General features: G+C 56.6%; 21 protein-coding genes, 1 tRNA gene and 1 pseudogene. 17 read left to right on the top strand and 6 right to left on the bottom strand.

Translation table 11 applies throughout. The annotated features are described in order from the left end of the window. Positions 1 to 22: 22 nt before the first annotated feature. The 4 genes from QP442_RS05145 to QP442_RS05130 all read left to right on the top strand — a co-directional run bounded on the left by QP442_RS05145 (position 23) and on the right by QP442_RS05130 (position 2842). Positions 23 to 739: a hypothetical protein gene (locus QP442_RS05145; RefSeq protein WP_006681653.1), complete on the top strand. Its 717-nt coding sequence runs from the start codon at positions 23 to 25 to the stop codon at positions 737 to 739. Next, positions 732 to 1280, top strand: coding sequence for a YceD family protein (locus QP442_RS05140; RefSeq protein WP_103633578.1), 549 nt, complete (start codon positions 732 to 734; stop codon positions 1278 to 1280). The genes QP442_RS05145 and QP442_RS05140 overlap by 8 nt, the downstream gene beginning before the upstream one ends. A 77-nt stretch (positions 1281 to 1357) precedes the next feature. Then, positions 1358 to 2086, top strand: a complete 729-nt coding sequence (gene rnc, locus QP442_RS05135) for a ribonuclease III (protein WP_103633579.1) — start codon at positions 1358 to 1360, stop codon at positions 2084 to 2086. 141 nt (positions 2087 to 2227) lie between these two features. After that, the gene (locus QP442_RS05130; protein WP_040318714.1) at positions 2228 to 2842 is read left to right on the top strand and encodes a response regulator; all 615 of its coding nucleotides are present in this window, start codon (positions 2228 to 2230) and stop codon (positions 2840 to 2842) included. 80 nt (positions 2843 to 2922) lie between these two features. On the opposite strand, the gene QP442_RS05125 is transcribed toward QP442_RS05130, so the two are convergent. The 5 genes from QP442_RS05125 to QP442_RS05105 all read right to left on the bottom strand — a co-directional run bounded on the left by QP442_RS05125 (position 2923) and on the right by QP442_RS05105 (position 11083). Beyond that, positions 2923 to 4566: a sensor histidine kinase gene (locus tag QP442_RS05125; protein WP_006681649.1), complete on the bottom strand. Its 1644-nt coding sequence runs from the start codon at positions 4564 to 4566 to the stop codon at positions 2923 to 2925. Continuing rightward, positions 4566 to 6323, bottom strand: coding sequence for a thiol reductant ABC exporter subunit CydC (gene cydC, locus QP442_RS05120; RefSeq protein ID WP_103633580.1), 1758 nt, complete (start codon positions 6321 to 6323; stop codon positions 4566 to 4568). The genes QP442_RS05125 and cydC overlap by 1 nt, the downstream gene beginning before the upstream one ends. A 4-nt stretch (positions 6324 to 6327) precedes the next feature. Next, positions 6328 to 8211 (bottom strand): thiol reductant ABC exporter subunit CydD, encoded by a 1884-nt coding sequence (cydD, locus tag QP442_RS05115; protein WP_285069681.1) that lies wholly within the window; start codon positions 8209 to 8211, stop codon positions 6328 to 6330. 188 nt (positions 8212 to 8399) lie between these two features. Beyond that, a complete protein-coding gene (gene cydB, locus QP442_RS05110) occupies positions 8400 to 9521 on the bottom strand; it encodes a cytochrome d ubiquinol oxidase subunit II (protein WP_103633582.1) in 1122 nt (373 codons plus the stop codon). Between the two features lie 17 nt (positions 9522 to 9538). Continuing rightward, on the bottom strand, positions 9539 to 11083 hold the full coding sequence (locus tag QP442_RS05105; protein WP_103633583.1) for a cytochrome ubiquinol oxidase subunit I: 1545 nt from the start codon (positions 11081 to 11083) through the stop codon (positions 9539 to 9541). 531 nt (positions 11084 to 11614) lie between these two features. Here QP442_RS05105 and QP442_RS05100 point away from each other — a divergent pair. The 11 genes from QP442_RS05100 (at position 11615) to QP442_RS05050 (ending at position 21886) form a co-directional block, all read left to right on the top strand. Next, a complete protein-coding gene (locus QP442_RS05100; protein ID WP_103633584.1) occupies positions 11615 to 14359 on the top strand; it encodes an Rne/Rng family ribonuclease in 2745 nt (914 codons plus the stop codon). A 213-nt stretch (positions 14360 to 14572) separates the two neighbouring features. Further along, a complete protein-coding gene (rplU, locus tag QP442_RS05095; RefSeq protein WP_006681643.1) occupies positions 14573 to 14881 on the top strand; it encodes a 50S ribosomal protein L21 in 309 nt (102 codons plus the stop codon). 33 nt (positions 14882 to 14914) lie between these two features. Beyond that, positions 14915 to 15175 (top strand): 50S ribosomal protein L27, encoded by a 261-nt coding sequence (gene rpmA / locus QP442_RS05090; RefSeq protein ID WP_006681642.1) that lies wholly within the window; start codon positions 14915 to 14917, stop codon positions 15173 to 15175. Positions 15176 to 15283: 108 nt separating this feature from the next. After that, positions 15284 to 16804 (top strand): GTPase ObgE, encoded by a 1521-nt coding sequence (gene obgE, locus QP442_RS05085; protein ID WP_006681641.1) that lies wholly within the window; start codon positions 15284 to 15286, stop codon positions 16802 to 16804. Positions 16805 to 16833: 29 nt separating this feature from the next. Then, positions 16834 to 17949 (top strand): glutamate 5-kinase, encoded by a 1116-nt coding sequence (proB, locus tag QP442_RS05080; protein WP_219811054.1) that lies wholly within the window; start codon positions 16834 to 16836, stop codon positions 17947 to 17949. Between the two features lie 37 nt (positions 17950 to 17986). Then, positions 17987 to 19270, top strand: a complete 1284-nt coding sequence (locus QP442_RS05075) for a glutamate-5-semialdehyde dehydrogenase (protein WP_103633585.1) — start codon at positions 17987 to 17989, stop codon at positions 19268 to 19270. Then, entirely contained in the window at positions 19267 to 19959 is a 693-nt protein-coding gene (gene nadD, locus QP442_RS05070) for a nicotinate-nucleotide adenylyltransferase (RefSeq protein ID WP_103633586.1), read from the top strand. Before QP442_RS05075 ends, nadD begins: the two co-directional genes overlap by 4 nt. A 71-nt stretch (positions 19960 to 20030) precedes the next feature. Next, complete coding sequence (gene rsfS / locus QP442_RS05065) at positions 20031 to 20570, top strand: ribosome silencing factor (RefSeq protein WP_103633587.1); 540 nt, start codon at positions 20031 to 20033, stop codon at positions 20568 to 20570. Positions 20571 to 20572: 2 nt separating this feature from the next. Next, on the top strand, positions 20573 to 21376 hold the full coding sequence (locus tag QP442_RS05060) for a histidine phosphatase family protein (protein WP_103633588.1): 804 nt from the start codon (positions 20573 to 20575) through the stop codon (positions 21374 to 21376). A gap of 132 nt (positions 21377 to 21508) precedes the next feature. Beyond that, positions 21509 to 21581 (top strand) — tRNA-Ala (locus tag QP442_RS05055). A 116-nt stretch (positions 21582 to 21697) separates the two neighbouring features. After that, positions 21698 to 21886: a hypothetical protein gene (locus tag QP442_RS05050; RefSeq protein ID WP_103633589.1), complete on the top strand. Its 189-nt coding sequence runs from the start codon at positions 21698 to 21700 to the stop codon at positions 21884 to 21886. A 264-nt stretch (positions 21887 to 22150) separates the two neighbouring features. On the opposite strand, the gene QP442_RS05045 is transcribed toward QP442_RS05050, so the two are convergent. After that, positions 22151 to 23368, bottom strand: a complete 1218-nt coding sequence (locus QP442_RS05045) for an amidohydrolase (protein ID WP_103633590.1) — start codon at positions 23366 to 23368, stop codon at positions 22151 to 22153. Positions 23369 to 23806: 438 nt separating this feature from the next. Here QP442_RS05045 and QP442_RS05040 point away from each other — a divergent pair, with 438 nt between their 5' ends. Beyond that, positions 23807 to 25039 carry a YPDG domain-containing protein gene (locus QP442_RS05040; RefSeq protein WP_219811055.1) on the top strand — a complete coding sequence of 411 codons (1233 nt, stop codon included), beginning with the start codon at positions 23807 to 23809 and terminating at the stop codon, positions 25037 to 25039. Between the two features lie 187 nt (positions 25040 to 25226). Continuing rightward, a pseudogene (locus tag QP442_RS05035) lies at positions 25227 to 26349 on the top strand (IS1249 family transposase). The last annotated feature ends 78 nt before the right edge of the window (positions 26350 to 26427 follow it).

The following is a 26427-nucleotide window of genomic DNA, read 5'->3' as shown; positions in this document are numbered from 1 at the left end:
CTTCAACGATCTGGAGGACACAATGTCGGATCCCGTAACGCCTGAACCCAGCGAAAACGAGACGTGGGATGAGAACACGGTTTACGGACCGTCGACCGTCATTGCTGCTCTCGATCAGATTGAGGCCCTCGTCGAAGATGCCCGCGCTGTTCCGCTTTCGGCAATGATCATGCTGAACCGCGCGGAGATCCTGGATCTTCTTGACCAAGCACGTGAAGCGTTGCCGGAAGATTTGGTTGCTGCCGACGCTGTTGTTGCTGATGCCGATGCCGTTTTAGGACGCGCAGATACCGCTGCCGAAACGACTATTGCTGAAGCTAATTCTCGTGCTCAGTCAACTCTGGACGAAGCCGAAGAAAAGGCGAAGCACATCGTTGATTCTGCGAACGAACAGGCTGAACGCACGGTTGCTCGTGCGAACGAAGAAGCTGAGGCTTCCGTGAATCAGGCTCGCTCTGAAGCTGAAGCGATCCTGGTCGATGCTAACGAGCAAGCGAAGCGTCTGGTTTCCAGCGAGAACATTACTCGTATGGCCGAAGATCGTGGTCGCGAGATTGTTGGTCAGGCTCGTCAGCAGGAAGAAGAACTGCGTCTGGGCGCTGACGACTATGTTGCGAAGTCGCTGGCTGAGCTGTCGGGTATGTTGGCGGATCTGCAGCGTCGCACCGAGGCCGGTCGTCGTGCCATCGCAGAGCGCCAGGGCATCGACGTGACTGACATTGACCTCGACAATGAGTGACTCTCCTCTTGTCATCTCGTTGGTGACACTGTCGCGTCAGATTGGTTCTTTCCGCCACGAGGATCTGCATTGGGTTGCGCCCGATGATTTGGGGACTCCGTCAATGGGGGTTGAGCCGGGCACTCCTTTAGATTTTGGGGTTGATCTGACCAGCGTTGATGATGGCGTATTGGTTCGCTTGACCACCAGTGTTGACCTAGTGGGCGACTGCGTGCGCTGTCTGGATCCGGTCAGTGTTCACCATGACATTGATACGTCGGATGTCTTCTTTGAAACGGCTCCCGTGGCTACAGATGAGGATGACGAAGCCGATGATGTTCGCTTGATTGGTCAGCGTGACACGATCGATCTGGAGCCGATGATTCGCGATTCGATCGTGACGCTGGTGGATGATCGTCCACTGTGTCGGCCTGATTGTGGAGGCTTGTGTGACGTGTGCGGGCAGAAGTGGGATGAGCTCCCTGAAGATCATGAGCACTTCCAGGTGGATCCGCGTTTGGCTTCTCTTGCTTCTCTTTTGGATCAGGCCAAAGACAACTAGGACTACTATCGGTGCCCAAGCACGCTAGGGTGGCTCCTCACCGCACAATTGTATGAACAGAAGTTGAAGACGGACGTATGTCGCATAAGAAGAAACTCCCAGTTCCCGCCAATACGGACTACGACCAGCTCATGGAACGTTGGGGATCGAGTGTCGATCCTGAACTTCTGCTACTTGCCCTGACTCACCGTTCATATGCGAACGAAGCCGGGGGGTTGCCGAATAATGAACGCCTCGAGTTCTTAGGGGACGCGGTTCTGTCAGTAACGACCGCGGATCGTTTGTTCCACGACTACCCGGATGTCACGGAGTCGTCTTTGTCGCAGATGCGCGCTTCAACGGTTTCGCAAACTCCGCTGGCGCAGGCTGCTCGTCGTATTGGGCTTGGGGATTTTATTTTCCTCGGTAGGGGAGAGGCCGCTTCTGGTGGCAGTGACAAGGATTCGATCCTTTCCGACACATTCGAGGCGCTGATCGGGGCGACGTATCTGACGCACGGTATGGAGCACACGCGAGCCGTTGTGCTGGCCAATCTTGAGTTCCTTTTGAGCCAGGCCGAGGTACGAGGCTCTCATCATGACTGGAAAACCTTGCTTGTCGAATATGCGAAGGCGCATAACCTTGGTGAAATTCGCTATGAGGTTGAAGGTTCGGGCCCGGATCATAACCGTTCTTTCACTGCGACCGTCTTCGCGTCGAATGTTGAAGAACCTTTGGCTGTTGCCAGCGCATCGTCGAAGAAGCACTCCGAGAGCGCGGTTGCGCAACAGGCTATGGAGCTTCTTTACTCTCGCCTTGGTGACTAAGAAGCGACCAAAGGACGAAGAATCATCGCAATTTAACCGGTTCTTTGCGGCGTCTTGCCCGACCGTTTGATATAGGACCTAGGGCTTGTCTAGGATATGACTGTGACTGAAAACCCCAAGAATGCCAAGACTACTCGCGTCATGATCATCGATGATCATGAGATCGTTCGACGCGGTATTGCTGAGATTATTGATCGCGATGATGCCCTTGAGGTCGTTGCTGAAGCAGGTAGCGTCGCTGACGCCGTGCGTCGCGCAGATCTGGTTCGCCCAGACGTTGTTCTGGTTGACCTTCAGCTTCCCGATGGTACGGGTATCGATATTCTGAAGCAGCTTGCGGTTTCGCATCCGGAGATCCTGCCGATCGTGCTTACCTCGTTCGACGATGATGAGGCTTTGGCTGAATCTCTTGAAGCTGGTGCGCACGCTTACGTGTTGAAGACCGTGCGCGGTGCAGAAATCACGGACGTGATTAAGGCTGTTGCTGCTGGTCGTATTCTGCTGGACGAGCGCACGATCACGCGTCGTCGCGCTGATCATGATGATCCGACTGCTGACCTGACTCCGTCAGAGCGCAAGGTTTTGGAACTGATTGGTGATGGTCTGTCGAACCGCGAGATCGGTGAGAAGCTGGGCGTTGCAGAAAAGACCGTGAAGAACCACATCACGTCGCTTCTGTCGAAGATGGGCTTGCAACGTCGCACTCAGGTGGCAGCGTGGGTCGCTGGCCAGCGTGCGGCCGCGTGGAGGAACTAAAGCTTCGTTCTTTCTTACTGGTTACGAGGCCGGGGCGCAGTTCGTACGAACTGCGCCCCGGACCTGCATGAAGGTGGAACTTAGGCTAGCGGAGCGCGGAAGGTGATCCTGGCGCCGAGGCCTCCGATTCCGATTCCCTGTTCGAAGTTTCCACCACGGATTCGGGCGCGCTCGGACATGTTGGACAGGCCAGAGTTTCTGGTGTGGTTCGGGTCGATGCCTCGTCCGTCGTCGGCGATTGAAACGGTGACGTGCCCGTTTTCTCCCGTTCCCATGATGTCAACGGTCACCGAGCCCGCGGTGGCATGTGCATGGCGTGCGATATTGGATAGGCCTTCGCGCACGATGGCGACAATGTCATCTCCCAAGTCGGGGTCGATGCGATTGTCGATGGTTTCGATCATCAGCTGTTCGTCGTCTGCGACTTCGTTAATCGCGTGACCATCCAATGTGATCAACAGGGACGGGGCAAAACCAAGGAAGGAACGTGTCAGTGATGCTTCGCGTCGAATACGTTCCACCAGTGCCACTGATTTGTCGGGTTCACGTAGGTTGTGGACGATTGCTCGGATTTGGCGCACAGCCTCGTCGATGGAGGCCAGAGCACGGTCCAGTGTGGCAGTGATGGCCTCAGGATTCGGGTGTCCGCTTTCTACTTCCACCTTGGCGGCATCCAGTTGCATGCCGGTGGCGAACAGCTGTTGGATCGCGAAATCGTGCAGGTCGCGTCCGATACGATCTCGCTCGTCGAGCAGTGTGGCCACGTCTTCAGCGTGCTTGGCGGAGGCGAGCTCCAGTGCCAAGGCAGCTTGAGATGCGAGTGATTCAGCCAAAGACAATTCGGATAGATCAAATTCTGGCTGTCCGATGCGACGAAGCAGGATCAGAATGCCAGCGGAGTTACCTCGCGAACGGAGGGGCGCGTAGAGCGCCGGTCCGAAGGCCGCAAGCTGAGGAAGACGCATGGTTTGTGCCCGCGCCATGGAGTCGACGATCATGCCCGTTCCTTCGTGGAGCACGCTCATCGCGCGACCCTCGGGCGGGAAGACAACGCCGAGAAGAGTATCAGCCAGGTAGCCGTCAATGATTTCGGCAGCCCAGGTGTCACCAACGGAAGGCAGAACGATGATTGCCGTATCTGCACGTGAAACCTCTCGCACGGTCTGTGCGATCAGTTCAAGGGCTTCTTCTTCGTCGGTGCCTTCAAGCATCGTGGTTGTCAGCTGCTGGGAAGCGGAAATCCAGCGTTCCGTTCGACGCGAGTCCGCGTACAGGTGAGCGTTTTCCACTGCGACGCCCGCAGCGGGAGCAAGCATTGACAAAACATCGGCGTCAGAGGCTGTGAATCCGCCGTTCTTATCGGTCAGGAAGAGACGTCCATACACCTGCTCGTTGATCAGCACGGATACGCCCAGGAAACTGGTGATTGATGCCGGAGGAATGTCCTCGCATTCGCTCATGTCGTTGATCAGTAGGTGACCGGTAGCGGGGATCTGGCTGATCAGTTCTTCTGGCATTGAAGGCGAATGTGGCAGTGCTTCGCTGGTGTGTTCGATCAGCTGGGATGCTTCGCCCCATGTGTCAAGGACGATCAGGGCGCCGTATGGTGCGTGGGTGAGCTTGCATGCTTGGTCGACGAAGCTGGTCAGGGCCTTGCGCAGGTCGAGTGTGCTGGTGAGGTCAAGGGCGGCCTTCACCAGGGCATGTTCTGAACCCCATGGCATTAGTTTTCCTCTTCCTGGCCGACGGCCCAACGGTAGGCCTGAGATGTTTCAAGAAGGTCGGCGTGTGTGCCTCGTGCAATCAATTCTGCTTGGGTTCCTTCGCCGCCTGATCGTCCGAAGAACAGGATCTCGTCGGCGTTTTCGAGGGCGCTCAGGCGATGCGAGATGAGCAGGATGCCGCGCGTCGGATCCGAGAGTAGGTCGGAAATGAGCGCGTCAGCTGTCGACGCATCCAAGTGCTCGCCGGCCTCGTCAAGGAGTAGCAGGGGAGCGGGTGAAGCGAGGCCTCGTGCGATGAGCAGACGTCGACGTTCACCGCCGGACACTGTCGTGCCATCTGAACCGATCATGGTGTGGATCCCATCGGGCAGTGCTGCAAGCCAGCTGGCCAATCCAACGCGTTCAAGTAGAGCGATTGCACTGTCTTCGCTGAGCTCACCGTTGGCGACTCGCAGGTTTTCTAAGACGGATGCGGCGAAGATATGCGCGTCTTCGGTCGTGACATTGACGATCTTGGTGAGTTGTACGCGGTCGGCTTCCCACGCGTCCACGCCGTTCACCTGCGCAGATCCAGCCTTCGGCGGAATCATGCCAGACAAAGTCAGCGCGAGCGTCGTCTTACCGATACCCGACTCGCCCACGATCGCGATGGACTTGCCCGGGTGCAATTCCAGATCGATCGAATCGACGAGGCTGGGGCCGCTTGGCCATCCGATCGTCAGGTTCGTGGCGGTAAGTGACGGAACGTCAGTGTGCGGAACGGGGTGGGTAGCGACTTTGATGGATTCGCCGAGCATCTCGTCAATACGGACTGCCGCGGTCGCTGACTTGACCAGTTGAACGCCTGCAGGGGCTAGTTCAGCGGTTCCTTCAAACGAGGACAGGGGAGTGAGAACAAGGACTGCGAGAAGCAGGCCGGTAATCATGCCACCTGTTGTTTGAGGAATGCCGATCAGCAGTGCGGCAACAACGGCTGCTCCCATTGCTGCTCGGTCAATCCCGGAAGCGAGAGCAGCCATCCGCGCACTACGGTGTGAGGCTTCAACGAGCTTTTCTTCGGTCTCATCAATCGATGCTCTAAACGCCTCAAGTTCGCCGGACACCTGGAGTTCAGAGGTTCCCTCCATGACGGTCAGGATCTGCGTCGACAGGGCGGTGCGTGCGCGAAGCGTATCAATTTGAGCGATTCGTGCAGCGTGCATCGACAGTAGGGGGGCTCCGACCCCCGATACTAAAAGACAGAGCGCAACCAATAGCGCAGCGGGAACGGAAATGAGTCCAAGACCAATGACCGTACAGATTCCAACGATTACTGCCACGCAGGTGGGGAGCAGGGTCTTGACAACCAGATCGCCCAAATCATCCACGTCTGCGCCCGTACGAGCAAGCAGATCACCGCGCTTCATCGCGGTCAAGCGGTCGATGGGATTGTGTGCGAGGTGCTGATAGAGGTTCTGGCGCAGGGTGTCCATGCCACGCAAAGCAACGCGGTGGCTGGCCAAACGGCCCGCATATCTCAGGAGTGCGCGCGATACGCCGAATGTGCGTACGCCAACGGCAGCGACGGTCAGGAACAAAACCGGTGGGTGCTCTGATGCCCTAGCGATCAGCCAGGCAGCAGTCGCACCAAGGGCAATGGCAGCACCAAGAGCACCGGAGGCAAGCAGAACAGAGAAGACGAATGCTTTGATATCGACCTCGATGAGGGGGAAGACTCGTTTCAGAGCACGCTTTTCTTCGCGAGTAATGAACAGCATCAGTTCACCGCCTTTCCGGGTCGGTATCGGTCGCACTGACCGTCAAGATTCCTGGCAGATCAACATCGACGCTGGTCTGTGCCCAGTCATTGACCCCAAGTTGCGGATACTCTTCGATGTCTTGGATGGTAGCGGGTGCACTTTCAATCAAGATGACCAGATCGGCAATCGTCTTTAGCGCCTGGCGGTGTGCGATAACCAGAACCGTTTTCCCCTGTGCTTTAAGAGCTCGAATAGCCCGCGTGATCTCTTCTTCGCTGACAGCATCAAGATGCGCTGTCGGCTCGTCGAGGATCACCAGCGGTGAGTCATTCACCAGTGCGCGCGTCAGTGCAAGACGCTGACGCTGTCCAACTGACAAGCCAATGCCACCCACGCCAACCTTTGAATCCCACCCATCGGGCATCGCTTCAACAACGGTGTGGAAACCTGTTGCCTGCGCGGCTTCGACGAGGCTGCTTGTCACGGTTTTCAGCGCCATATTTTCAAGGAGCGTGCCGGGAAGGATCGTCGGAGCCTGAGGAACCCACGTGATTTGCGTCCACCATGAGTGTGCATCGCAGTCGCTGACGTCGCAGGGTGGCGTAGCCCCGTCAAGAGGAGCAAGGACAACGCGCCCCTTTGTCGGAGTCAGCAGGTTCAGAATCGTCAGAACAGTTGTTGACTTACCGGCCCCTGACGCACCTTCAAGAACGGTCAACTGTCCCGGCTGAATCGAAGCTGAAAGATTGTGAGGAGCCCACGTACCGCGAGCCGCCACGCTCAGATTTTCCAGCTCAATCGTGCATGATGAAATTGGGGGAGCTTGGCGCAAAGAAACAGGTGAAGTGCTGTCCCCATCCGCCCCTGAACTGGGGAAAGAAGTTGAAGTGGTGAGCGTGGCCTCGTTACTGGGGGAAGAAACGAGGGGTGAAACGATACGCGAAGCCTGCGGGCGCTCGGTCTCGATGATCTCGAAGGCGCTTTGTGCGGCGGTCACACCGTTCGCGGAAGCGTGGAATTGCGCGCCAACCTGACGAAGCGGTTCGAAGACTTCGGGGGCCAACATGATGACGGCGAGGCCGGTAAAGAGGGTGACGTTGCCGGCGACAAGGCGCATACCGACCTCGACGGCAACAAGAGCAACCGACAGGGTGGAAAGGAATTCAAGGGCTGCACCCGACAGGAACGCGACGCGCAGGGTTGCCATTGTGGTGCGCGTGTTTTCTTTGCCCAGGGCTTCAAGGTGTCCGCGAGGCCCATTCTCGCGACCCAGACTGCGCAGGGTAGGCAAGCCCGCCATGAGGTCAAGAAGCTGCGAGCCCAGACGCTCCATCGCGACTAGCTTCGCCTTCGACGAATCCTGAGTAAAACGACCGATCAACGCCATGAAAATTGGAATCAACGGAATGACGAAGAGCGCGATGACGCCCGACCATGCGTCCAAATAGAGCATGACAGCCAAAGCCAAAGGAGTTGCTGTCATCGTCAGGACAAGCTGAGGAAGGAACTTTACGAAGTACGGGCCCAGATCATCTAAGCCACGCGTCAAAAGCGTTGTCGTGTCGGCGCCGTGAACTGCGCGCCAGCGGGGACCGAGTTCTTCGGTCGCACGCAAAACCTCGCAGCGAAGATCTCGGATGGCACTGTCTGCAGCGCGCTGACCGAGTGAATCGCGCACCCCAACAAGCAACCCGCGAATAATGATCACGATCACCAGCGCAACAATGAAACCTGCAACGTCACCAAGACGAGCGTTGCCGGTGATCACAGGGGAGAGCGCTGCCGAGATCAGTAGGGACTGAGTGATGACGACGATAGCAATCAGCGTGCCGATGAGCCCCGTAATAATGATGGGCATTCGTGCAGAACGCGCGTATTTCAAAAGCCGTGGATCGAAAGGTCGCATTGAACTATTTTGCCGTAATTTCTAGGGGAAGCGGTAACTGAAAAACAGTGCGGACACGGCTGGAACGCGGGGTGAATCGAGGTGCGAAAGACCGGTATCCAGATGGTGGTGAATGTGGCACTGCAATCGTGGTGAAACACAACGGTGGCCCGGCACTGATGCACCGGGCCACCGAAGTGTTTTAAAGATCAGCCAGCAAGGAAGTTCTCACCAAGACGGATCTTGGAGGGAATCAAGCCAGGGTTCTGATCGACGTCGCCAACCGACACGCGCTTGCGGAAAGCCCAGTAGGACCATGCCGTGTAGATCAGGACGATCGGCGTGAAGATCAGAGCAACGATAGACATGACAACCAGGGTTGCCGGTGAGGACGATGCTTGGTCGATCAAAAGCGAGTACGCCGGATCGATCGAGGACTTCATGACGGCCGGAGCCATCGCCGAGAAGACCCAGGTGACGGTCGAAGCGATTGCGACAGCCATCAGGATGAAGGACAGGCCTTCGCGACGCAGTGCCTTCTGGCTGAATGCGGTCGAAGCAATGATCGCGAGTGCTGCGACGAGCAAGGGGATCCATGCCAGGACGTTAGCCGAGTAAGCGAACTGACCCCAGATCAGGAAGATTGCGGCAACGACGGTTGCTGCGATCGACAGGGGAGCTGCTAGGCCGTTTGCGCGCTCACGCACATCGCCTTCGGTCTTGAGCGCCAGGAACTGTGCACCGACTGCCATGCAGACGGCCAGGATTGCGACGCCACCGAGGATGGTGAACGGGGTGAGCAGTGAGAAGAAGCCACCGGTCAGCTGGTGCGTTGCGGTTGCAAGCGACTGAGTGACCATATCGGGTGTGACAACAGCGCCGGTCATCTCATCGACGACCTCGATCTTCATGCCCTGAACGAGGTTTGCGAATGCAACACCGAACAGAACGGGAACCAGGACAGCGGTCACGGTGTGGATGGTGTCCCACGTGCTACGCCACTTTGCCGTTGCGATCTTTGCGCGCCACTCAAGAGCGGAGATGCGCAGGATCAGGCAGAAGAGGATGAGGAACAGAGCAAGGTACATGCCCGAGAACATCGTGGCGTACCACTCTGGGAATGCTGCAAAGGTAGCGCCACCGGCGGTGAGCAGCCAGACCTCGTTGCCGTCCCAGTGGGGGCCAATGGTGCGCAGCATCTGCGTGCGTTCTTCGTCGTTCTTGCCGATAACTTTCAGCAGGATGCCAACGCCGAAGTCAAAGCCTTCGAGGAACAGGTAGCCGGTCCAAAGAACGGCGATGAGGATGAACCAGAGGATTGAAAGTGTCATTGCAGTTTCGCCGCCTCTCAGTATCCGAAGGACAGGTCGCCGGCGGGAGTGTCGGTTTCTGTCTTCTTAGCGGTGTGGATGCCCTCGCGCACGTAGCGACGCATGAGCAGGAACCAGATAACGCCCAGCAGAGCGTAGAGCAGCGTGAAGCCGATCATGGTTGCAAGAACCTGTCCGGCGGGAACTGCCGTTGAAATACCGGTGTCGGTCATCAGCATGACGGAACCGACCGGATCGCCGTTCGAAAGACCTGCGATGTTCGGGACGACAACCCACGGCTGACGACCGATTTCGGTGAAGATCCAACCGAAGGATGCTGCCAGGAACGGCAGAGTCAGGTTGATCAGTGCCATCGTCGACAGTGACTTCGAACCGGGGACGTTGCCCTTGCGGGTAGCCCAGAGGCCCCAGAGTGCGAAGAGCAGGGAGAGTATGCCAAGGCCGATCATGAGGCGGAACGACCAGAAGGTTGCCATCTGCGGGGGAACGAAGTTGTACTGAGCTGCATCGCCGTACTTGGCGGTGAAGTCAGCGTTCGAGTTCAGCAGTTCGACCATGCGCGCCTGCTCGTCAGCGACACCTGCGGAGGTTGCGCTGAAGTCATTGTGCGACATGAAGGAAGCAACGCCGGGGACCTCAATGAACTTGGTGGGTGCTTCGCCGGAGGAATCTAGTGGGCAAGAACCGAACTGGGCGACGGTGAAGGCAGCGCCATCGGTGTCGACGCAGATGCCTTCGGCGACTGCCATCTTCATCGGCTGAAGCTTGACCAGTTCCTGGCCCTGGAAGTGGCCGGTGCCCATGACGCCGAGAGCGCCGACAAGCATGGCGATCAGGCCGAAGCGTGCAACGGGATGCCAGACGTTCTTTGCCTGGCTGGTTGCTTCTTCGCTTCCTTCGCGCTGTGCGCGAACCATCCACCAGATGGAGATGCCGGCAACTAAAGAGCCTGCGGCAAGCCATGCGGTGGTGATGACGTGGGTGTATTCCCAGATGAGCGCCGGGTTTGTGAGGAGCTTGAAGAAGCTCATGGAACCGTCGAGGACTGCGCGTCCAGCTTCGGGGTCGTACTTTGCGCCGACCGGGTGCTGCATCCAGGAGTTTGCGCCGAGGATCCATGCGGCTGAAACGGCGGTGCCGATGGCGACCAGCCAGATTGTAGCCAGGTGCATGCCCTTCTTCAGACGACCGAAACCGAAGATCCAGAGGCCCAGGAAGGTGGATTCCATGAAGAATGCAAGGAGTGCTTCGACTGCGAGCGGTGCACCGAAGATGTCACCGACGTAGCGGGAGTATTCTGACCAGTTCATACCGAACTGGAATTCCTGGACGATACCGGTGGAAACGCCCAGTGCGAAAGAGATGATTAGGAGCTTGCCGAAGAAGCGGGTGGCGTGGAGCCATTCCTGCTTTCCGGTCTTGTGCCAGAACGTCTGCATAAGTGCGACAAGGAGTGCCAGTCCAATGTTCAGTGGAACCAGCACGAAGTGGTAGACGGTAGTGATACCGAACTGCCACCTGCCGAGCATGACAGAGTCGAGCGCTGCCTGCGCGAGGGTCATTGTGCTCGCCTTCCCTCAAATAGTTCGTTGATGGATGGTGCGCGTAGTGACTTTGGGCCCAACAAGCGGGACTATCGTCACGTGCTTACCTGTCAATTTAGCCCATGATTATTCTCTTTTGAGTTGATTTTTGTGAAAAAGGCCGTTATCTGACAGACCCGATACTTTCGTCATTATTTGGGCTGTTTTTTGGCTCGAAAGTCCCGTCTTGCCAGTTTTCAGATGGTGCTTCGGCAATGTTCAAGTGGGTATTTAGCTCACAGTTGGTTTTATAAATTTACGAGGACGAGACGCGTCGTATATATGCGCCGTATATAACTGTGCCCCTTTAAACGGCTCGGGTAAAAATGTGGCAAACTTGAGTGTGTATCGGACATTGCGGACACACCTTCGCAATGAGATAAACGTCGAAGACGCCTCATGCGCCGACGTTTCGACCGCGATTAGCGGTAACCGTCAGGATTTCCGTCCCTAGAGGGCGAGGCCGAGGGCTGGCCCGGTGTGGGACCGTGCCCTCACAAATGGAGAATTGTGACCACTGAGAATGCCTCTTCGGCACCTTCAGCGCCTGCAGCGTCATTGCTGTTCCAGCAGCCTGCGTTCCAGGCTCCCGTTTTTCACGCACCTGTCGAGCAACCCGCCCCGGCTCGTTCGTCGCGCTCGCAGTCTCGTTCAAACGACGAGGCCCCTGCGGAAACCCCCACGCGTGAAAAGCGTTCTCGTAAGACTCGTAAGACCGCAAAGGCTGATGCCGATACCGGTGAAGCCCAGGTTGAAGAGGCAACTGATTCTGCAGAAGCCTCTCAAGCTCCTGATACGAAACGCGCGCGTCGTCGTACCAAGTCGAATGACACGGTTCAGACAGATGCGGACAAAGGTGAAGAGGCCCAGGCAGAAGACGCTGCATCGTCGGATGCTACGCAGTTAGAAGACGATGGGGAAGAGACCTCAACGCGCCGTCGTCGCCGTCGTCGCACACGTTCCACCGCATCCGACGATGGTGACGTTAACGACCAGGTGAAGGCTCTCAAGGGGTCGACTCGTCTGGAAGCGAAGAAGCAGCGTCGCAAGGAAGGCCGTCGTGAAGGTCGCCGTCGCCACGGTATTACTGAGTCGGAGTTCCTGGCTCGTCGCGAGTCCGTGAATCGTCAGATGGTGATCCGAGATCATGATGGTCTGGATCAGATCGCGATCCTCGAAGATGATCTGCTGGTGGAGCACTACGTTGCTCGTCGCACCCAGAAGTCGATGGTCGGCAACATCTACCTCGGTCGCGTGCAGAATGTGTTGCCCTCGATGGAAGCCGCATTCGTTGATATTGGCCGTGGTCGTAACGCCGTCCTCTATGCCGGTGAAGTGAACTGGGATGCCGTTGGCCTTGAGGGCAAGCCGCGTCGCATCGAGTCTGCTCTGAAGTCGGGTGACCCGGTTTTGGTCCAAGTGACCAAGGATCCGATCGGCCATAAGGGCGCGCGTCTGACCAGTCAGATCACGCTGGCGGGACGTTACCTGGTGCTGATCCCGAACGGCTCCATGATGGGTATCTCGCGCAAGTTGCCCGATCGTGAGCGCACCCGTCTGAAGAAGATCTTGAAGCAGGTTGTTCCCACCGGTTCGGGCGTCATCGTACGTACCGCAGCTGAAGGTGCAACCGAAGAACAGATTCGTGACGATGTCGCACGCTTGAGCGCGCAGTGGGCGTCAATCGAAGAACAGCAGAAGAATACGAAGACCGCTCCGACGCTGTTGCGTGGCGAACCCGAGCTTGCTGTCCGCGTTGTCCGCGATATCTTCAACGAAGACTTCTCTAAGCTTGTGATTGAAGGAAATGAAACCTTCGAAACCGTCAAGTCTTACGTGGATGAACTTTCACCGGAACTGTCTGACCGCGTCGAAAAGTGGGTGGGCACCGATAACGTGTTTGCTGCTCACCGCATTGACGAGCAACTGTCGAAGGGTATGGACCGCAAGGTCTGGTTGCCGTCGGGAGGCACGCTCATCATTGATCGTACGGAAGCGATGACGGTCATTGACGTCAACACCGGTAAGTTCATTGGCGCCGGTGGCACGCTGGAAGAAACCGTGACGCACAACAACCTTGAGGCTGCCGAAGAGATCGTTCGTCAGCTGCGTCTACGTGATATCGGTGGCATCATCATCGTCGACTTCGTTGACATGGTGCTCGAATCCAACCGCGATCTGGTTCTCCGCCGTCTGGTCGAGTGCTTGGGTCGTGATCGCACGCGTCACCAGGTCACAGAGATTACTTCTCTCGGTTTGGTGCAGATGACGCGTAAGCGCGTGGGTGAGGGTCTCGTCGAAGCTTTCTCAACCCCGTGTGAAGCGTGTGAAGGCCGTGGCTTCATCGTTCACGAACATCCGGTTGAGCTCTCGGGCTCGCAGTACCACACAGGGTCCGCTCCGAAGTCGAATAAGCGCAAGAAGGCTGAGCGCATCGAAGACTCCGCCGAGCATGAAAAGGCCAAGCAGGCCCTGTCCGCCATCGCCGCTGCATCGCGCAAGTCTGACGAATCCGAAGCGCCTGCCTCCGCTGATTCTCCGGTCAACGAGGCCGCCTCCGCGGGTGAGAAATCTGCTCCCGAATCAAAGGGCGCTAAGGGACGCAAGCGTGTGCACGAAAAGGCCGGTTCGACCGTCGCTGACTCTGTTTCACCTGCTGTTGAAACGGGAAAAAGTGAACAGGAACAGCCTGTGAAGAAGCGTCGTCCGCGTCGCGCAGTCCGCGTGTCGTCAGAAGAAACACTCTCCTCTTCGACTGAGGCTGAAAAGAGCGAATCGAAAGCTGATGCCACCGCTCAGGTCACACCGGTTGAGTCCGGTTCCGCGGGCCAGACAGACAATAAGTCTGAAAAGACTGCGCGGCCTCGTCACCGTCGTAGGGCAGTCTTGATGGATTCTGCCCAGCCGGATGTGAGCGAGCCCGTAGCACATGCTGCGCCGGCGAACGAGCCTGAAGCTCAGAAGGCAAGCGGGTCCAAGACTCGCGCGCGATCGGCGTCGGCTCACTTAGCACCGTCCGCATCTACGCCTCGAAAGACGCGCAGGCGTGTTGTCACCACACCAAGCGTTGAACCGGAAAAGACGGCTCCCGCTCTGGTGTTGGACTTGCCCGCTAGGGTAGAGGCTCGCGCAACAGTGGTTGCACCCACGATGACAACGGATGCGTTGGCTTTACCTGAAGCCTCCACGTCTAGCGCTTCCAAGCCGAAGCGTCGTCGTCGCGTCGCCACCCAAAGCGGCGACGAGACTGCCTGATTTATCTAAACTAGGGTGACTCGGCGTGTCGCCAAAAGTTGCAGGGTGTGGAATCGCACAGCGTAAAACCCCTGTTTTTGGCTCATCCAAGTTGCCCTCAGATAGGCAAATCAGCTAAATTTGATCGTCGGCGCGACCAGCGCCAGCGGGATAAATATTGAAACGCTGTTCAAGCGAATCCCGTTCCGTATATCTAGAAGAGATGAGCTACACGTGGTCTACGCGATCGTCAAGGCCGGCGGCCGTCAGGAGAAGGTCTCCGTCGGTGACGTCGTCGTCGTCGACAAGGTTTCCGAAGAAATCGGTTCCAGCATCGAGCTTCAGCCGCTGATGCTGGTTGATGGCGATGCCATCACCGTCGATGCTGCCAAGCTTGGCAAGGTCACCGTCAAAGCAGAAATTGTGGACGCAACTAAGGGTCCGAAGATTTCCATCATCAAGTACAAGAATAAGTCGGGCTACCGTAAGCGCCAGGGACACCGTCAGAAGCTGTCGGTTGTCAAGATCACTGAGATCGCCTGACCTGAGACCGATTCGAGCAGAAAGTAGTTTCTGATGGCACATAAGAAGGGCCTTGGTTCCTCCCGTAACGGCCGCGACTCGAACGCTCAGCGACTGGGCGTTAAGCGCTACGGCGGTCAGCTTGTGAACGCAGGCGAGATTATCGTTCGCCAGCGTGGCACTCACTTCCATCCGGGCGACGGCGTTGGTCGTGGCAAGGATGACACCCTCTTCGCCCTGCGTGCAGGCGCCGTTGAATTCGGTGTGAAGCGCGACCGTAAGGTTGTCAACGTCGTTGAGCCGGTCTCTGCCTGAGACCGATCGCTTGAAGGGGGCGTCCGGCACATGCCGGGCGCCCTTTTCACATAGCTTTGATGTGCAGAGGTTTGTGCACAGATCCTCGGATCGCTTTAAGGAGACGAAATGGCAGACTTCATTGATCGCGTGACAATCCATGCTGCTGGTGGCAATGGCGGTAACGGTGTTGCCTCGATTAAGCGTGAGAAGTTCAAGCCTCTCGCTGGCCCAGATGGCGGCGACGGCGGCAATGGCGGTTCCGTCATCCTCGAAGTTGATCCGCAGGTGACGACGCTCCTGACATATCACCGTGGTCCACACCAGAAGGCGAGCAACGGTACGCCCGGCATGGGTGACTTCCGTCAGGGTAAGAACGGCGAAGACATTATTCTTCCCGTTCCCGACGGCACGGTTGTGAAGTCCCCGTCCGGTGAGTTGCTTGCTGACCTCACTGGTGCAGGCGAGCGTTTCATTGTTGCTGAAGGTGGCCGAGGTGGCCTAGGTAATGCTGCGCTTGCTTCGAAGGCGCGTAAGGCTCCTGGCTTTGCTCTGCTGGGGGAGCCCGGCGAAGAACGCGATGTTGTGCTTGAACTGAAGTCGGTCGCAGACGTTGCTTTGGTCGGTTTCCCGTCGGCTGGTAAGTCGTCGATTATCGCTGCGATGTCGTCTGCCCGCCCGAAGATTGCGGACTACCCGTTCACTACGCTGATCCCGAACCTTGGTGTTGTGCAGGCTGGCGATGAACGCTACACGATTGCTGACGTTCCCGGTCTGATTCCTGGCGCTTCTTCCGGTAAGGGCCTCGGCCTTGACTTCCTGCGCCACATTGAACGCTGTGGTGTGATTGTGCACGTGCTGGACACCGCCGCCTACGAATCCGAGCGCGAACCCCTGTCTGACCTGAAGACAATTGAAGCTGAACTGGCCGCCTATCAGGGCGATCTTGGCCAGATTGAAGGCTACGTTCCACTGATGGAACGCCCGCGTGTCATCGTCCTCAATAAGGTCGATGTGCCGGACGGTCGCGACTTGGCAGAGATTACGCGCCCCGAACTCGAGCAGTTCGGCTGGCCGATCCACGAGGTTTCTGCCGTCACGCACGAGGGCTTGAAGGAACTGTCCTTCACGCTGGCCGCCCTGGTGAAGAAGCACCGCGAATCCCTGCCTGAACGCGAAGCGCGACCGGTTATTCGTCCGAAGGCTGTCGGGTCGCGTGACACCGTCACTGTTGGACGCGTCCAGATGGATGGTGAAGAGGTCTTCCAAGTTCGTGGTGATAAGCCTGAACGCTGGGTTCGCCAGACTGACTTTGCGAATGACGAGGCGATCGGCTACTTGGCTGACCGTCTTGCTGCCGCAGGCGTTGAAGACCAGTTGATGAAGGCCGGTGCCTTCGCCGGAGATACCGTCGTCATTGGTCCGCTGGATACCGGCATTGTCTTCGATTGGGAACCGACGCTTACCACCGGTCCGGAACTGCTGGGACAGCGTGGCACTGACGTGCGTATTAACCAGTCGGCTCGCCCGACGCGTAAGCAGAAGCGCGAGATCCACCATCAGGTGATGGACGCGAAGACTGCGGCGCGTGAAGAACTATGGACCGAACGCCAGAAGGGCGTGTGGACCGACCCACATAGCGAAAACTGAACCACTTATCCCTAAGGCAAGGACTCGAAGTGACTCCTTCGTGTGACGGCCGTATCAACGATGCGAACCGTATTGTCGTCAAAATTGGATCCTCGTCGCTGAGCCGCGATGATGGTGGCCTGGATCTGAACCGTATTGATTCCGTAGCGCGCTTGGTCTCGAAGTGGAAGACGCCGGGTAAAGAGATCATTATTGTCTCTTCCGGTGCGGTTGCAGCGGGTCTGGATCCGCTGGGCTTCAATTCGCGTCCGCGCGATCTGGCAAGCGTTCAGGCTGCTGCCGCGATGGGGCAGGGGCTCCTGGTTGCTCGCTGGACGGCAGCATTTCAGGCGCACCACCTTGATGTCGCTCAGTTGCTGCTCACCACTGAAGACGTCATGCGTCGCGAACACTACACGAACGTGCGTTCTGCGCTTGATCGCCTGCTCAGCTGTGGCGTTGTTCCGATTATTAACGAGAATGATGCGGTCACTACTCGCGAGCTTCGCTTTGGCGACAATGACCGTCTGGCCTCGTATGTGGCGCAGATGGTTGCAGCCGACGCGCTGATCCTGCTGACCGATGTTGATGGGCTGTATACCGCGCCTCCCAGCCATCCGGGTTCGCAGCTCATTCGCGAGGTTCATTCGACCGACGACCTACATGCTGTCTTGGTGACGGGCTCGGGATCAAAGGTGGGCACCGGAGGCATGGTGACGAAGGTTCAGGCTGCGACGATGGCTGCGACCTCCGGCATTGGGGTGGTCTTGACTAGCGCGGATGAACTGGGGACTGCACTGTCGGGGAGCGCGACGGGTACATGGTTCGCTCCTTCATCGGTTCGTCCGGCATCGCGTCGCCTCTGGATTGCTCATGTTGCTCATTCTCGTGGCGAAATCATCGTCGACGAGGGGGCGGGTCGTGCAATCACCGCAGGCAAGAAGTCTTTGCTGGCTGCCGGCGTTGTTCGCATCATCGGACACTTTGATTTAGGCGATGTTGTAGATATTGCTGGCCCAGCTGGCCTGTTGGCGCGAGGCATCGTCTCCTACGACTCCGATGAGGTCGCACATATGGCGGGCTTGTCTGCTGAAGATCTGCGTCTTTCGGGTTGGGAGCATCCGCGCCCGATCGTGCATCGCGACGACTTGGCACCGCTGGTCTAGTACTGCTCAGCGCTCCAACCTGTGGGAAAATGGGGACATGACTGACCAGATTCCTGATATTTTAGATCTGACTACGGTTGCGCGCACGGCCTCCTTGTCGCTCGCCGTGGCGACAGCTGGTGTGAAGAATCGCGCGCTGGAAGCAATTGCGATTGCCCTTGAAGAACGGTCCCGCGAAATCTTGTCTGCGAACCAGCTGGATTTACTGCGAGGTCGCGAAAACGACATGTCCGCTGGGCTCTTGGATCGTTTGGCGTTGGACCAGTCGCGTATCGCGTCAATTGCTGATTCTGTTCGCGAGGTCGCCAGCTTGCCGGATCCGGTCGGCCAGATCCTCCGTGGAACCGTGAATGAGCTGGGTCTTCGTATCCGTCAGGTGCGCGTGCCTATGGGCGTTGTCGCAGTGATTTACGAAGCTCGTCCGAATGTGACGATTGATGCGACAGTGCTTGGCCTGAAGTCCGGTAACGCGGTTATTCTGCGCGGTGGTAGCGCGGCGTTTAACTCGAATCAGGCGATCATCACCGTGATGCGTGATGCTCTTGAAAGCGTTGATCTGCCCGCTGATTTAGTTCAGACGGTTGACCATCTGGGACGTCCTGGTGTGACGGCTTTGATGCGTGCTCGTGGTGGCATCGATGTGCTGATTCCTCGCGGTGGTGCGGGCTTGATCCAAGCTGTCGTCGAAAACTCGATTGTCCCTGTTATCGAAACAGGCACGGGTAACTGTCACGTTTACGTTGATGAGGGCGCAGACCTGGAAGCTGCTGAACGCATCATTATGAATGCGAAGACTCAGCGTGTGGGTGTCTGCAATGCAGCTGAGACTCTCCTTGTGCACGAAGCCGAAGCCGAGCGTTTCCTGCTGTCAGCGCTGACTCGTTTGGCAACAGCTGGCGTTACTCTGCACTTGGATCCTGCTTCTGCCCAGATTGCTCGTCAGACCCCGTCGATTGACTCCGATATGTGGGTTGAGGCAACCGAAGAAGACTGGGCAACCGAATACCTGTCGATGGATTTGGCTGTGCGGGTTGTCCCCTCGATTGATGAGGCCATCGCCCATATTCGTCGCTACTCAACCGGTCACACTGAAGCGATCTGCACCCGTTCCCTTCAATCCGCGAACCGTTTTCAGACTGAGATTGATTCGGCTGCCATTGCGGTTAACGCGTCGACCCGTTTCACCGACGGTGGCCAGGTTGGATTGGGCGCAGAGATCGGTATCTCGACTCAGAAGCTTCATGCTCGGGGTCCGATGGGCTTGGCTGAACTGACGACAACGCGGTGGATTATTGAAGGCGATGGGACGGTTCGTCCATGAGCGACCAGACTTGCGCGCAGGCCAGTAGCGTCGATGGTGTCGAGGCGCCCGATGATGCTCTGACCACCAGTGCAGCTAAAGAGTTTTCAGCCGGTCGGCCTCGTCGATCCATCGGGATCATGGGTGGAACTTTCGACCCCATTCACCACGGCCACCTTGTCGCGGCGTCGGAAGTGATGGAAGTCTTCCAACTTGACCAGGTTGTGTTCGTCCCCGCGGCGATGCAACCGTTCAAGGCCGGGCGCAAGGTGACCAGCGCCGAACACCGCTATCTGATGACGGTTGTTGCCACGGCATCGAACCCGCGTTTTACCGTGTCTCGTGTCGATATTGACCGTGGTGGGACAACGTACACGATCGATACGCTGACCGATCTTGCGGCGCAATACCCGGAGGATACGGACTTCTACTTCATTACGGGCGCAGATGCTCTGGAACAGATCGCCCAGTGGAAGGACGCGGATAAACTGTTCGAAATGGCGCATTTCGTCGGCGTTACTCGTCCAGGACATCAATTGGATGCGTCGGGTTTGCCTAGTAATTCGGTGTCGTTGGTGGAGGTCCCAGCAATGGCGATCTCGTCAACGGACTGCCGTAAGCGCGTTGAAGGTGGGCATCCGGTCTGGTATTTAGTGCCCGACGGTGTTGTCCAGTACATCAAGAAATACGACCTGTACACGGATCAGTGACGGGCATAGAATCCGCCGATTGTCGGCGTGAAGCATCCGCCGATTGTTGGCGTGAAGAGAGGGAAAACCACGTGAGTGAAGCGCAAAAGGATCTGCGGGACGTCATCGTAGAGGCAGCGATCGACAAGTTGGCGACGGATCCGGTGGCGGTGGACGTGGGGAATCGTCTGGCGTTGGCTGAGTCATTTCTGATTTTTTCTGCTCCTACGGATCGTCAGGTGCGCGCGATCGCTGAAGAAATCATGGATCAGACGGCGAAGCAGCTGGGTGTGAAGCCCGATCGCATCGAGGGGCGTACAGGTGGCACGTGGGTACTGATCGACTACGGTGAGCTGATCTGCCACGTTCTGACCGATGAACAGCGCGAGTTCTACGCTCTGGAAAAGCTCTGGGCAGACGGTAAGGTGACGCACCTTGCTCCCGAGGGAGAGGCCGCACGCGTTGCCGGTTTTGTTGTGGCGCCGGGCACGGTGGGTGCTGGGGTCGGTACTCCGATGTCGGCGGCTGAGGTTGTTGCGTCGATGGGTGATGCACGAGGCATGGACTTAGCGTCAGCGATTGCATCAGGCGCGATGGATTTAGCCGCCGATTCTGACGCTGAGGAAGACTGATCATGACCGAGCCTGCTACTTCTTCACCCGCTACTGTCACCGCACCTGCCAGCGACACTAACTTTGCTGTTGAGACACACGATGACGGCGCGAATCGTATTGTGTTCGTGCGTCACGGACAGACGGACTATAACGTTGAGCGGCGTTTCCAGGGCGTGATTGATCGTCCGTTGAATACTTGTGGTCGTAAGCAGGCTGAGCGCGCTGGCGAGGTTCTAGCGAAGCGTGTCCTGTCACGGAGTGCTCAGGTTGGTGTGAGTGTTGCTTCCCAGACCTCGAATAAGGTTGTGATTGTTTGTTCGCCTCTGTCGCGGGCCTCGGAAACTGCTGAGCTGCTGGCTGGAGTGTTTCGTGCCCAGGGCGGCGATGTTGAAGGACCGATCGTGGATGAGCGCCTGATTGAGCGCAACTACGGCCTGTTTGAGGGACTAACCCTGCCGGAGGCTCGCGAAAAATATCCGGATTTGGTGGATGCGTGGCGTCAGACGGGCGAGAGTGGCGAGGCGTCAATTGAGCCATCGGATGTTGTGGGGGCGCGCGTGCGGGATGCTACTTTTGAGGCGGCTCGCCAGGCTCCTTCGGATGCGACTGTCATTGTGGTTGCTCACGGTGCAGCAATTTTGCGCGGTCTGATTACCTGCATGGGCTTGAACCCGCTTGAATTTGATGCGATGCGTGGCTTGGATAATTGTCACTGGTCAGAGCTTGTTCGCGTGGGTGGGGGAGGTTCCGGTGCGTCGGGTGCTCCGTCTTTCCGTTTGGCTGCGCACAATATTGGATACCGCGAGGATCTGTTGGGCGCGTAAGCATCGCGCATCTGCTTGTCGCGTGGATCCTGTGATCGCGGCTGATGTGATGGCCTGCACGGGGTTTCGATTTTACGAACCGGCTGGCGTTCCGTTATGCTTAACGGGTCGCAAGCGCGATGAACTGAATACGGGGCTATGGCGCAGTTGGTAGCGCGCTTCCATGGCATGGAAGAGGTCAGGGGTTCGAATCCCCTTAGCTCCACCTGAGGGGGAAGTGTCGAACTCTCGCTTTCGAGCGTAGGTTCGCACTTCCCCCGCTCTGTGTCCGCTGGACAGCGCTTCTTCTAGGTCCTCGAACTCGATGGGTGCCGTGCTGTCGTGGAAGTACGAGGCGATGACGATCTGCTCGCGACCGATGAACACCTTGTCCACGAAGTACTCGAAAAGCTGGTCGCGGGTCTCGGGCGTGTCGATCGTGGCCTGGGCGAAGCGCTCGTAGAACGAGCTAATGGAAGCTTCATCCTCAAAGAGAGGGCGGTTTTGACGTTTTCTGTTTGGATGGCTTGATTGAGATCGCGTTTTTGTTCTTCCAGTGCACGCATGGCTTCGGCAGTGGTGTCATTGAAGATGCCTTGGGATATTGCTTTGACGAAGTTGGCGAGTTGGATTTCTACATCTTAGTGGCGGGTTTCTAGGGCTTTGAGGACTTCATTTCCTTGGCCGTGTCCTTTCCTGTAATGGTCTGCCATGTCTACTGCTAGTGAGGCGAGCATTTCAGGGTCGCTGAGGAAAGACTCAATAATCTCTTCGATGCGCGTTTCGATTTCTCCTTTACTTCTTCAACCAGGCCATTACCGCAGCCAAAATCGCTTCGGTGCCGGTGGGTAGCGTGGGCTGCATAACCGGCCCAAACTTGGGGTTGTGGTTGGGATACTGGGGGTCGCCCTCATTGAAGCCACCTAAACCCCAGTAAGTATAGGGAATCCCGAAGGCATCAGGGATGGTACTGAAATCTTCCGAGGCCGATACTTCGCCGCAATCACAGACGCGATCCGACCCGAAATGTGCCATAAACGCGTCAGTCACCTTCTGGGTGGTTTCGGCATCATTATTGGTCAGGGGATAGGAGTCGTAAAGCTCAAACTCGGCAGGCGCGGGGGCTCCGGCTGCTTTGCATTCAGCGTTCACCATCCGTTTTATTGCTTCCAATAGGTGTTCGCGCACCTCTATGTCGTAGGCGCGGATATTCAATAGTAAAGTGGCGCGGTCAGGAATGATATTCGACTTGGAACCGGCCTGCAGCGACCCCACGGTCACTACTGCCATCTTGAAGGGGTTGATTTCGCGGGAAACAATGGTTTGCAGCCGCATCACTATCGCAGAGGCGAGCACCACGGGATCTACTCCCATGTGGGGCATGGAGCCGTGCGAACCTTTGCCATGCACAATAATTTTCAAGGAGGCGCCGGTCGAGAGAATAGCGCCGGAATGGGTGCCGACTGAGCCGGAAGCCATGGGCCCGGCGAGCACGTGCTGTGCTAAGGCCACATCGGGGTGCGGAATTTTGTCAACCAAACCGTCTGCAACCATGGACTTTGCGCCCTCGGCGGTTTCCTCGCCAGGCTGGAAGAGGGCGATATAGGTGCCGCTCCACGCCTGCCGGTTTTCGGAAAGTATCCGGGCAGCACCCAGCCCGGCGGTGACGTGAAAGTCATGTCCGCAGGCGTGCATAACCGGGACTTCATTTCCCTGAGCATCCCGACGCGTCACCGTAGAGGCGTAGGAAAACCCGGTGTCCTCTTTCACCGGCAAAGCATCAATGTCGGCGCGGAACAGCGTGGTTTTGCCCTCGCCGTTCTTAAGTACACCCACAACACCGCCACCGATTCTCTGGGTTACGTACCCAAAGTCTTTTAGCTGTTTGTCAATAAAATCGCAGGTTTCGGTCTCTGCCATAGAAAGCTCGGGGTTTTGATGCAACCACAAATAGGTTTCTTCTTGCCACGAACTGAGCGCTGCTACCGCGCCCTCAATATCTAAATCGGTCATATCTTTATTACCCTTTCTTTATTTCCTAAAATCATTGCGCGACCAGGAGCACCAGCTATCCGCTGTAGATGAGTAAGGTGTACCTTACTTTATGCGATAATCCTCAGTTTTATTTTTATCAATTGGTTATTTGAACGTTGAGGTCAGCATGAGAAAAACATAAAAAACATGAAATAACTTAGTGGGTGGCGCGCTTTGCTTGTCGGTAAAAGTACCGGGTTGCTTGCGGTGGGCGTTTTGGCCCTTGGAGGGCGATTTGGATCGAAGGGGCGCTGTGGTTGCTGGGGGTGATTTGGGTTGGGCGTTTATGAAGTGAGGAGGTGAGGGGTGGCATTTTCACCCTCCCGGTACAAAATTACCCTCCCGCGACGTACCTTATGTATTTTGAGTGCGAAGGCGGTGTGGTGCCTCATTTAGTTTGGAACATATGATGTGTCGTTGTCAGGTTTGGAGGGCCTCAAAGCAAACGACCTGACAGCCTCTAGAAAGAGCAGTCTTCGCGATGATGCAACGCTAGAGGTTACAGATAATACGCCGAACATCTTTGTCGACCTGGTAAAGGCTCAGTTCCTGACGATTCGTGTGAAGGTTGACGGTAGCAACATTCCTTCGGTTAACGATCCTTCTGCGGAGAAGACTCTTCCGGAGTCAATTCGTGACCTTGTTGTCACGCTGACTTCACAAGACGGTGAGCAATACAAGTCCAGCGCAGATGCAGCACATTGGGTAAGCGGAGGTGCATACTCAGTTGCGCAGAACTTTGATCTAGAGATGCTTCCACTGGGCACTTACACAGTGTCGATTTCTGGCCTTGACGACCTCGCTAATGATGATCTGAAAGTCAAGGATGATAGCGTGATTCGTGAGGGCGCAACGGTAGAAATCACGGGTAACACTCCAGACCTCTTCATCGAGTTTGAGACTACTGATAACAAGAACTTCGAGCCTGAGTATCAGGATGGTTCTGGTAAGCCTGGTGTGGATTCGACGGTTCCTGGTCCTACGTTTAAGGACAAGGACGGTAAGGAAACCAAGGCTCCTGAGGGTACTAAGTTCACTCCTGGTGAGGGTGCTCCTGAGGGCTCTAAGGTTGATGAGAACACCGGTGAGGTAACCGTTTCGGTTCCTGAAGGTGAGAAGCCGGGCGACAAGATCACGGTTCCAGTAGTTGTAACATACCCGGATGGTTCGACCGACACGGTTGAAGTAACCGTTACCGTCGGAGAACCTGACCCTGCTGATAATGGCAAGGATTCGGATAAGTGCCAGCCTGAATACCCGAATACTACTGGCAAGGTAAATGACAAGACTGAGATTCCTTTGAAGCCCGGCGACCTGCCAGCAGACACTAAGTGTGAGGTTGATCCAAGTAGCGTGCCGTCAGGCTGGAAGGCTTCTGTGGATAAAAACTGCACTTTGACCGTAGAGCCCGGCAAGGATGCAAAGCCAGGACAGAAGGCTGACATTAAGGTGAACTTCACCTACCCTGATGGCAGCATTGACACGGTGACTGCCCACTTCGAGATTGCAAAATCTGATGCGATCCAAAAGTCTAAGCTTGCACGCACCGGTGCGCAGGTAGCAGGGCTCGCTGGTATCGTAGCCGCAATGGGCGTAGCAGGCCTTGGCCTGGTGCTCGTGCGTCGTCGTCGCGAAGGCGAGGAGAACTAATCGCCTAGCCGACGAAACATCGGCATAACAGTACGGGGGTGAGATCTTAAACGGTCTCACCCCCGTCACTAATTTTCAAACAAAAACTAGAATTTCTGGGCTTATAGGTCATTTCGTGTTGGTTTTTCGTGGACTTTTTGTTGTGTTGGTGGGGGAAAGTCGGGTTTGAAGTCGGTTGAATTCGAGGATGGGAAATCCTCGTTGTTTAGTTTGTGGTGGATCAACACATAAGTGGGGCAAGACTGCTGCTGGTCGAGTCAGGTTTAGGTGTAGTAAGTGTGGAGCGAGTCAGTCGCGTCGCAATGATATTCAAGCGCGGTATTTCGGTGTGTTTTTAGAGTTTGTCACTGGCCGGTTACGCTACCAGGATCTACCTGGTGGGGTCGTAGTGCTCGGCGCCATTTTGAAATGGTTTTGGCGTTTATGGCATAAATGCCCACTGGTGGATGAGGTTCATCATGTGGTGTTTGTAGATGGGATTTATCTAGCCCGTAACGTGGTGGTTTTGATTGCCTGCACTAAAAATCACGTGTTGGGCTGGTATGTGGCCAAAGGCGAGTATTCCGGAGCGTGGCAAGCCTTGTTTGATCGCATTGCCCCACCAGATGTCGTGATCTGCGATGGGGGCAGCGGGATCGCTAGCGCCTTACAAGCTCAGTGGCCTACCACCAGGGTGCAAAGGTGTACTTTTCATGCTTTCAGCGCGGTGAAACGTAAAACTATCACGCGTCCTCGCACCCAGGCCGGAGTGGAACTCTACGGGCTAGCAAAGCGTTTACTACACATAAAAACCCCAGCTCAAGCCACCCAATGGTGAGTAGACCTAGCTGCGTGGAACACTACTTACAAGGCCTTCCTAGCCCAAAAAACAAGACTCGAAAACGGGGCCATAGTTCCCACCCACCGGCGGTTAATAGAAGCGCGTAACTCCCTTAACAACCTCGTACGCAAAGGCGCTCTATTTACCTACCTAGACCCCCACCTACACATCCCCACACAACCCATCCCAGCCACCACCAACCACATTGAAGGCGCCATTAACACCCAACTAAGAGCACTACTGCGCACCCACCGGGGAATGCCTCTCAACCACCGCGTAAAAGCCGTCCTGTGGTGGTGCTACCTACACACTGAAAACCCCGCCACCCCCGCACAAATACTCACCAACACCCACACAGATCAAGAAAATCACCCAACTATTCGCAACCGCCCAACACCGCGCCCAAAAACAAAAACAACTACAAGGCTGGGGCGCAGCCATCAACTGGACCGACCTCCACCACTCCCACCCATGGAAAGAAACCTACTAAACAAAAACCAACACGTTTTGTCCTATAAGCCACCGTTTAGCACCCTGTAAGTAATACAATTACTCGCAGGGTGCTTCT

Source organism: Pauljensenia sp. UMB1177, assembly GCF_030217965.1.
Taxonomy (GTDB): Bacteria; Actinomycetota; Actinomycetes; order Actinomycetales; family Actinomycetaceae; genus Pauljensenia; species Pauljensenia turicensis_A.
This window is presented reverse-complemented; position numbering and strand designations above follow the sequence as displayed.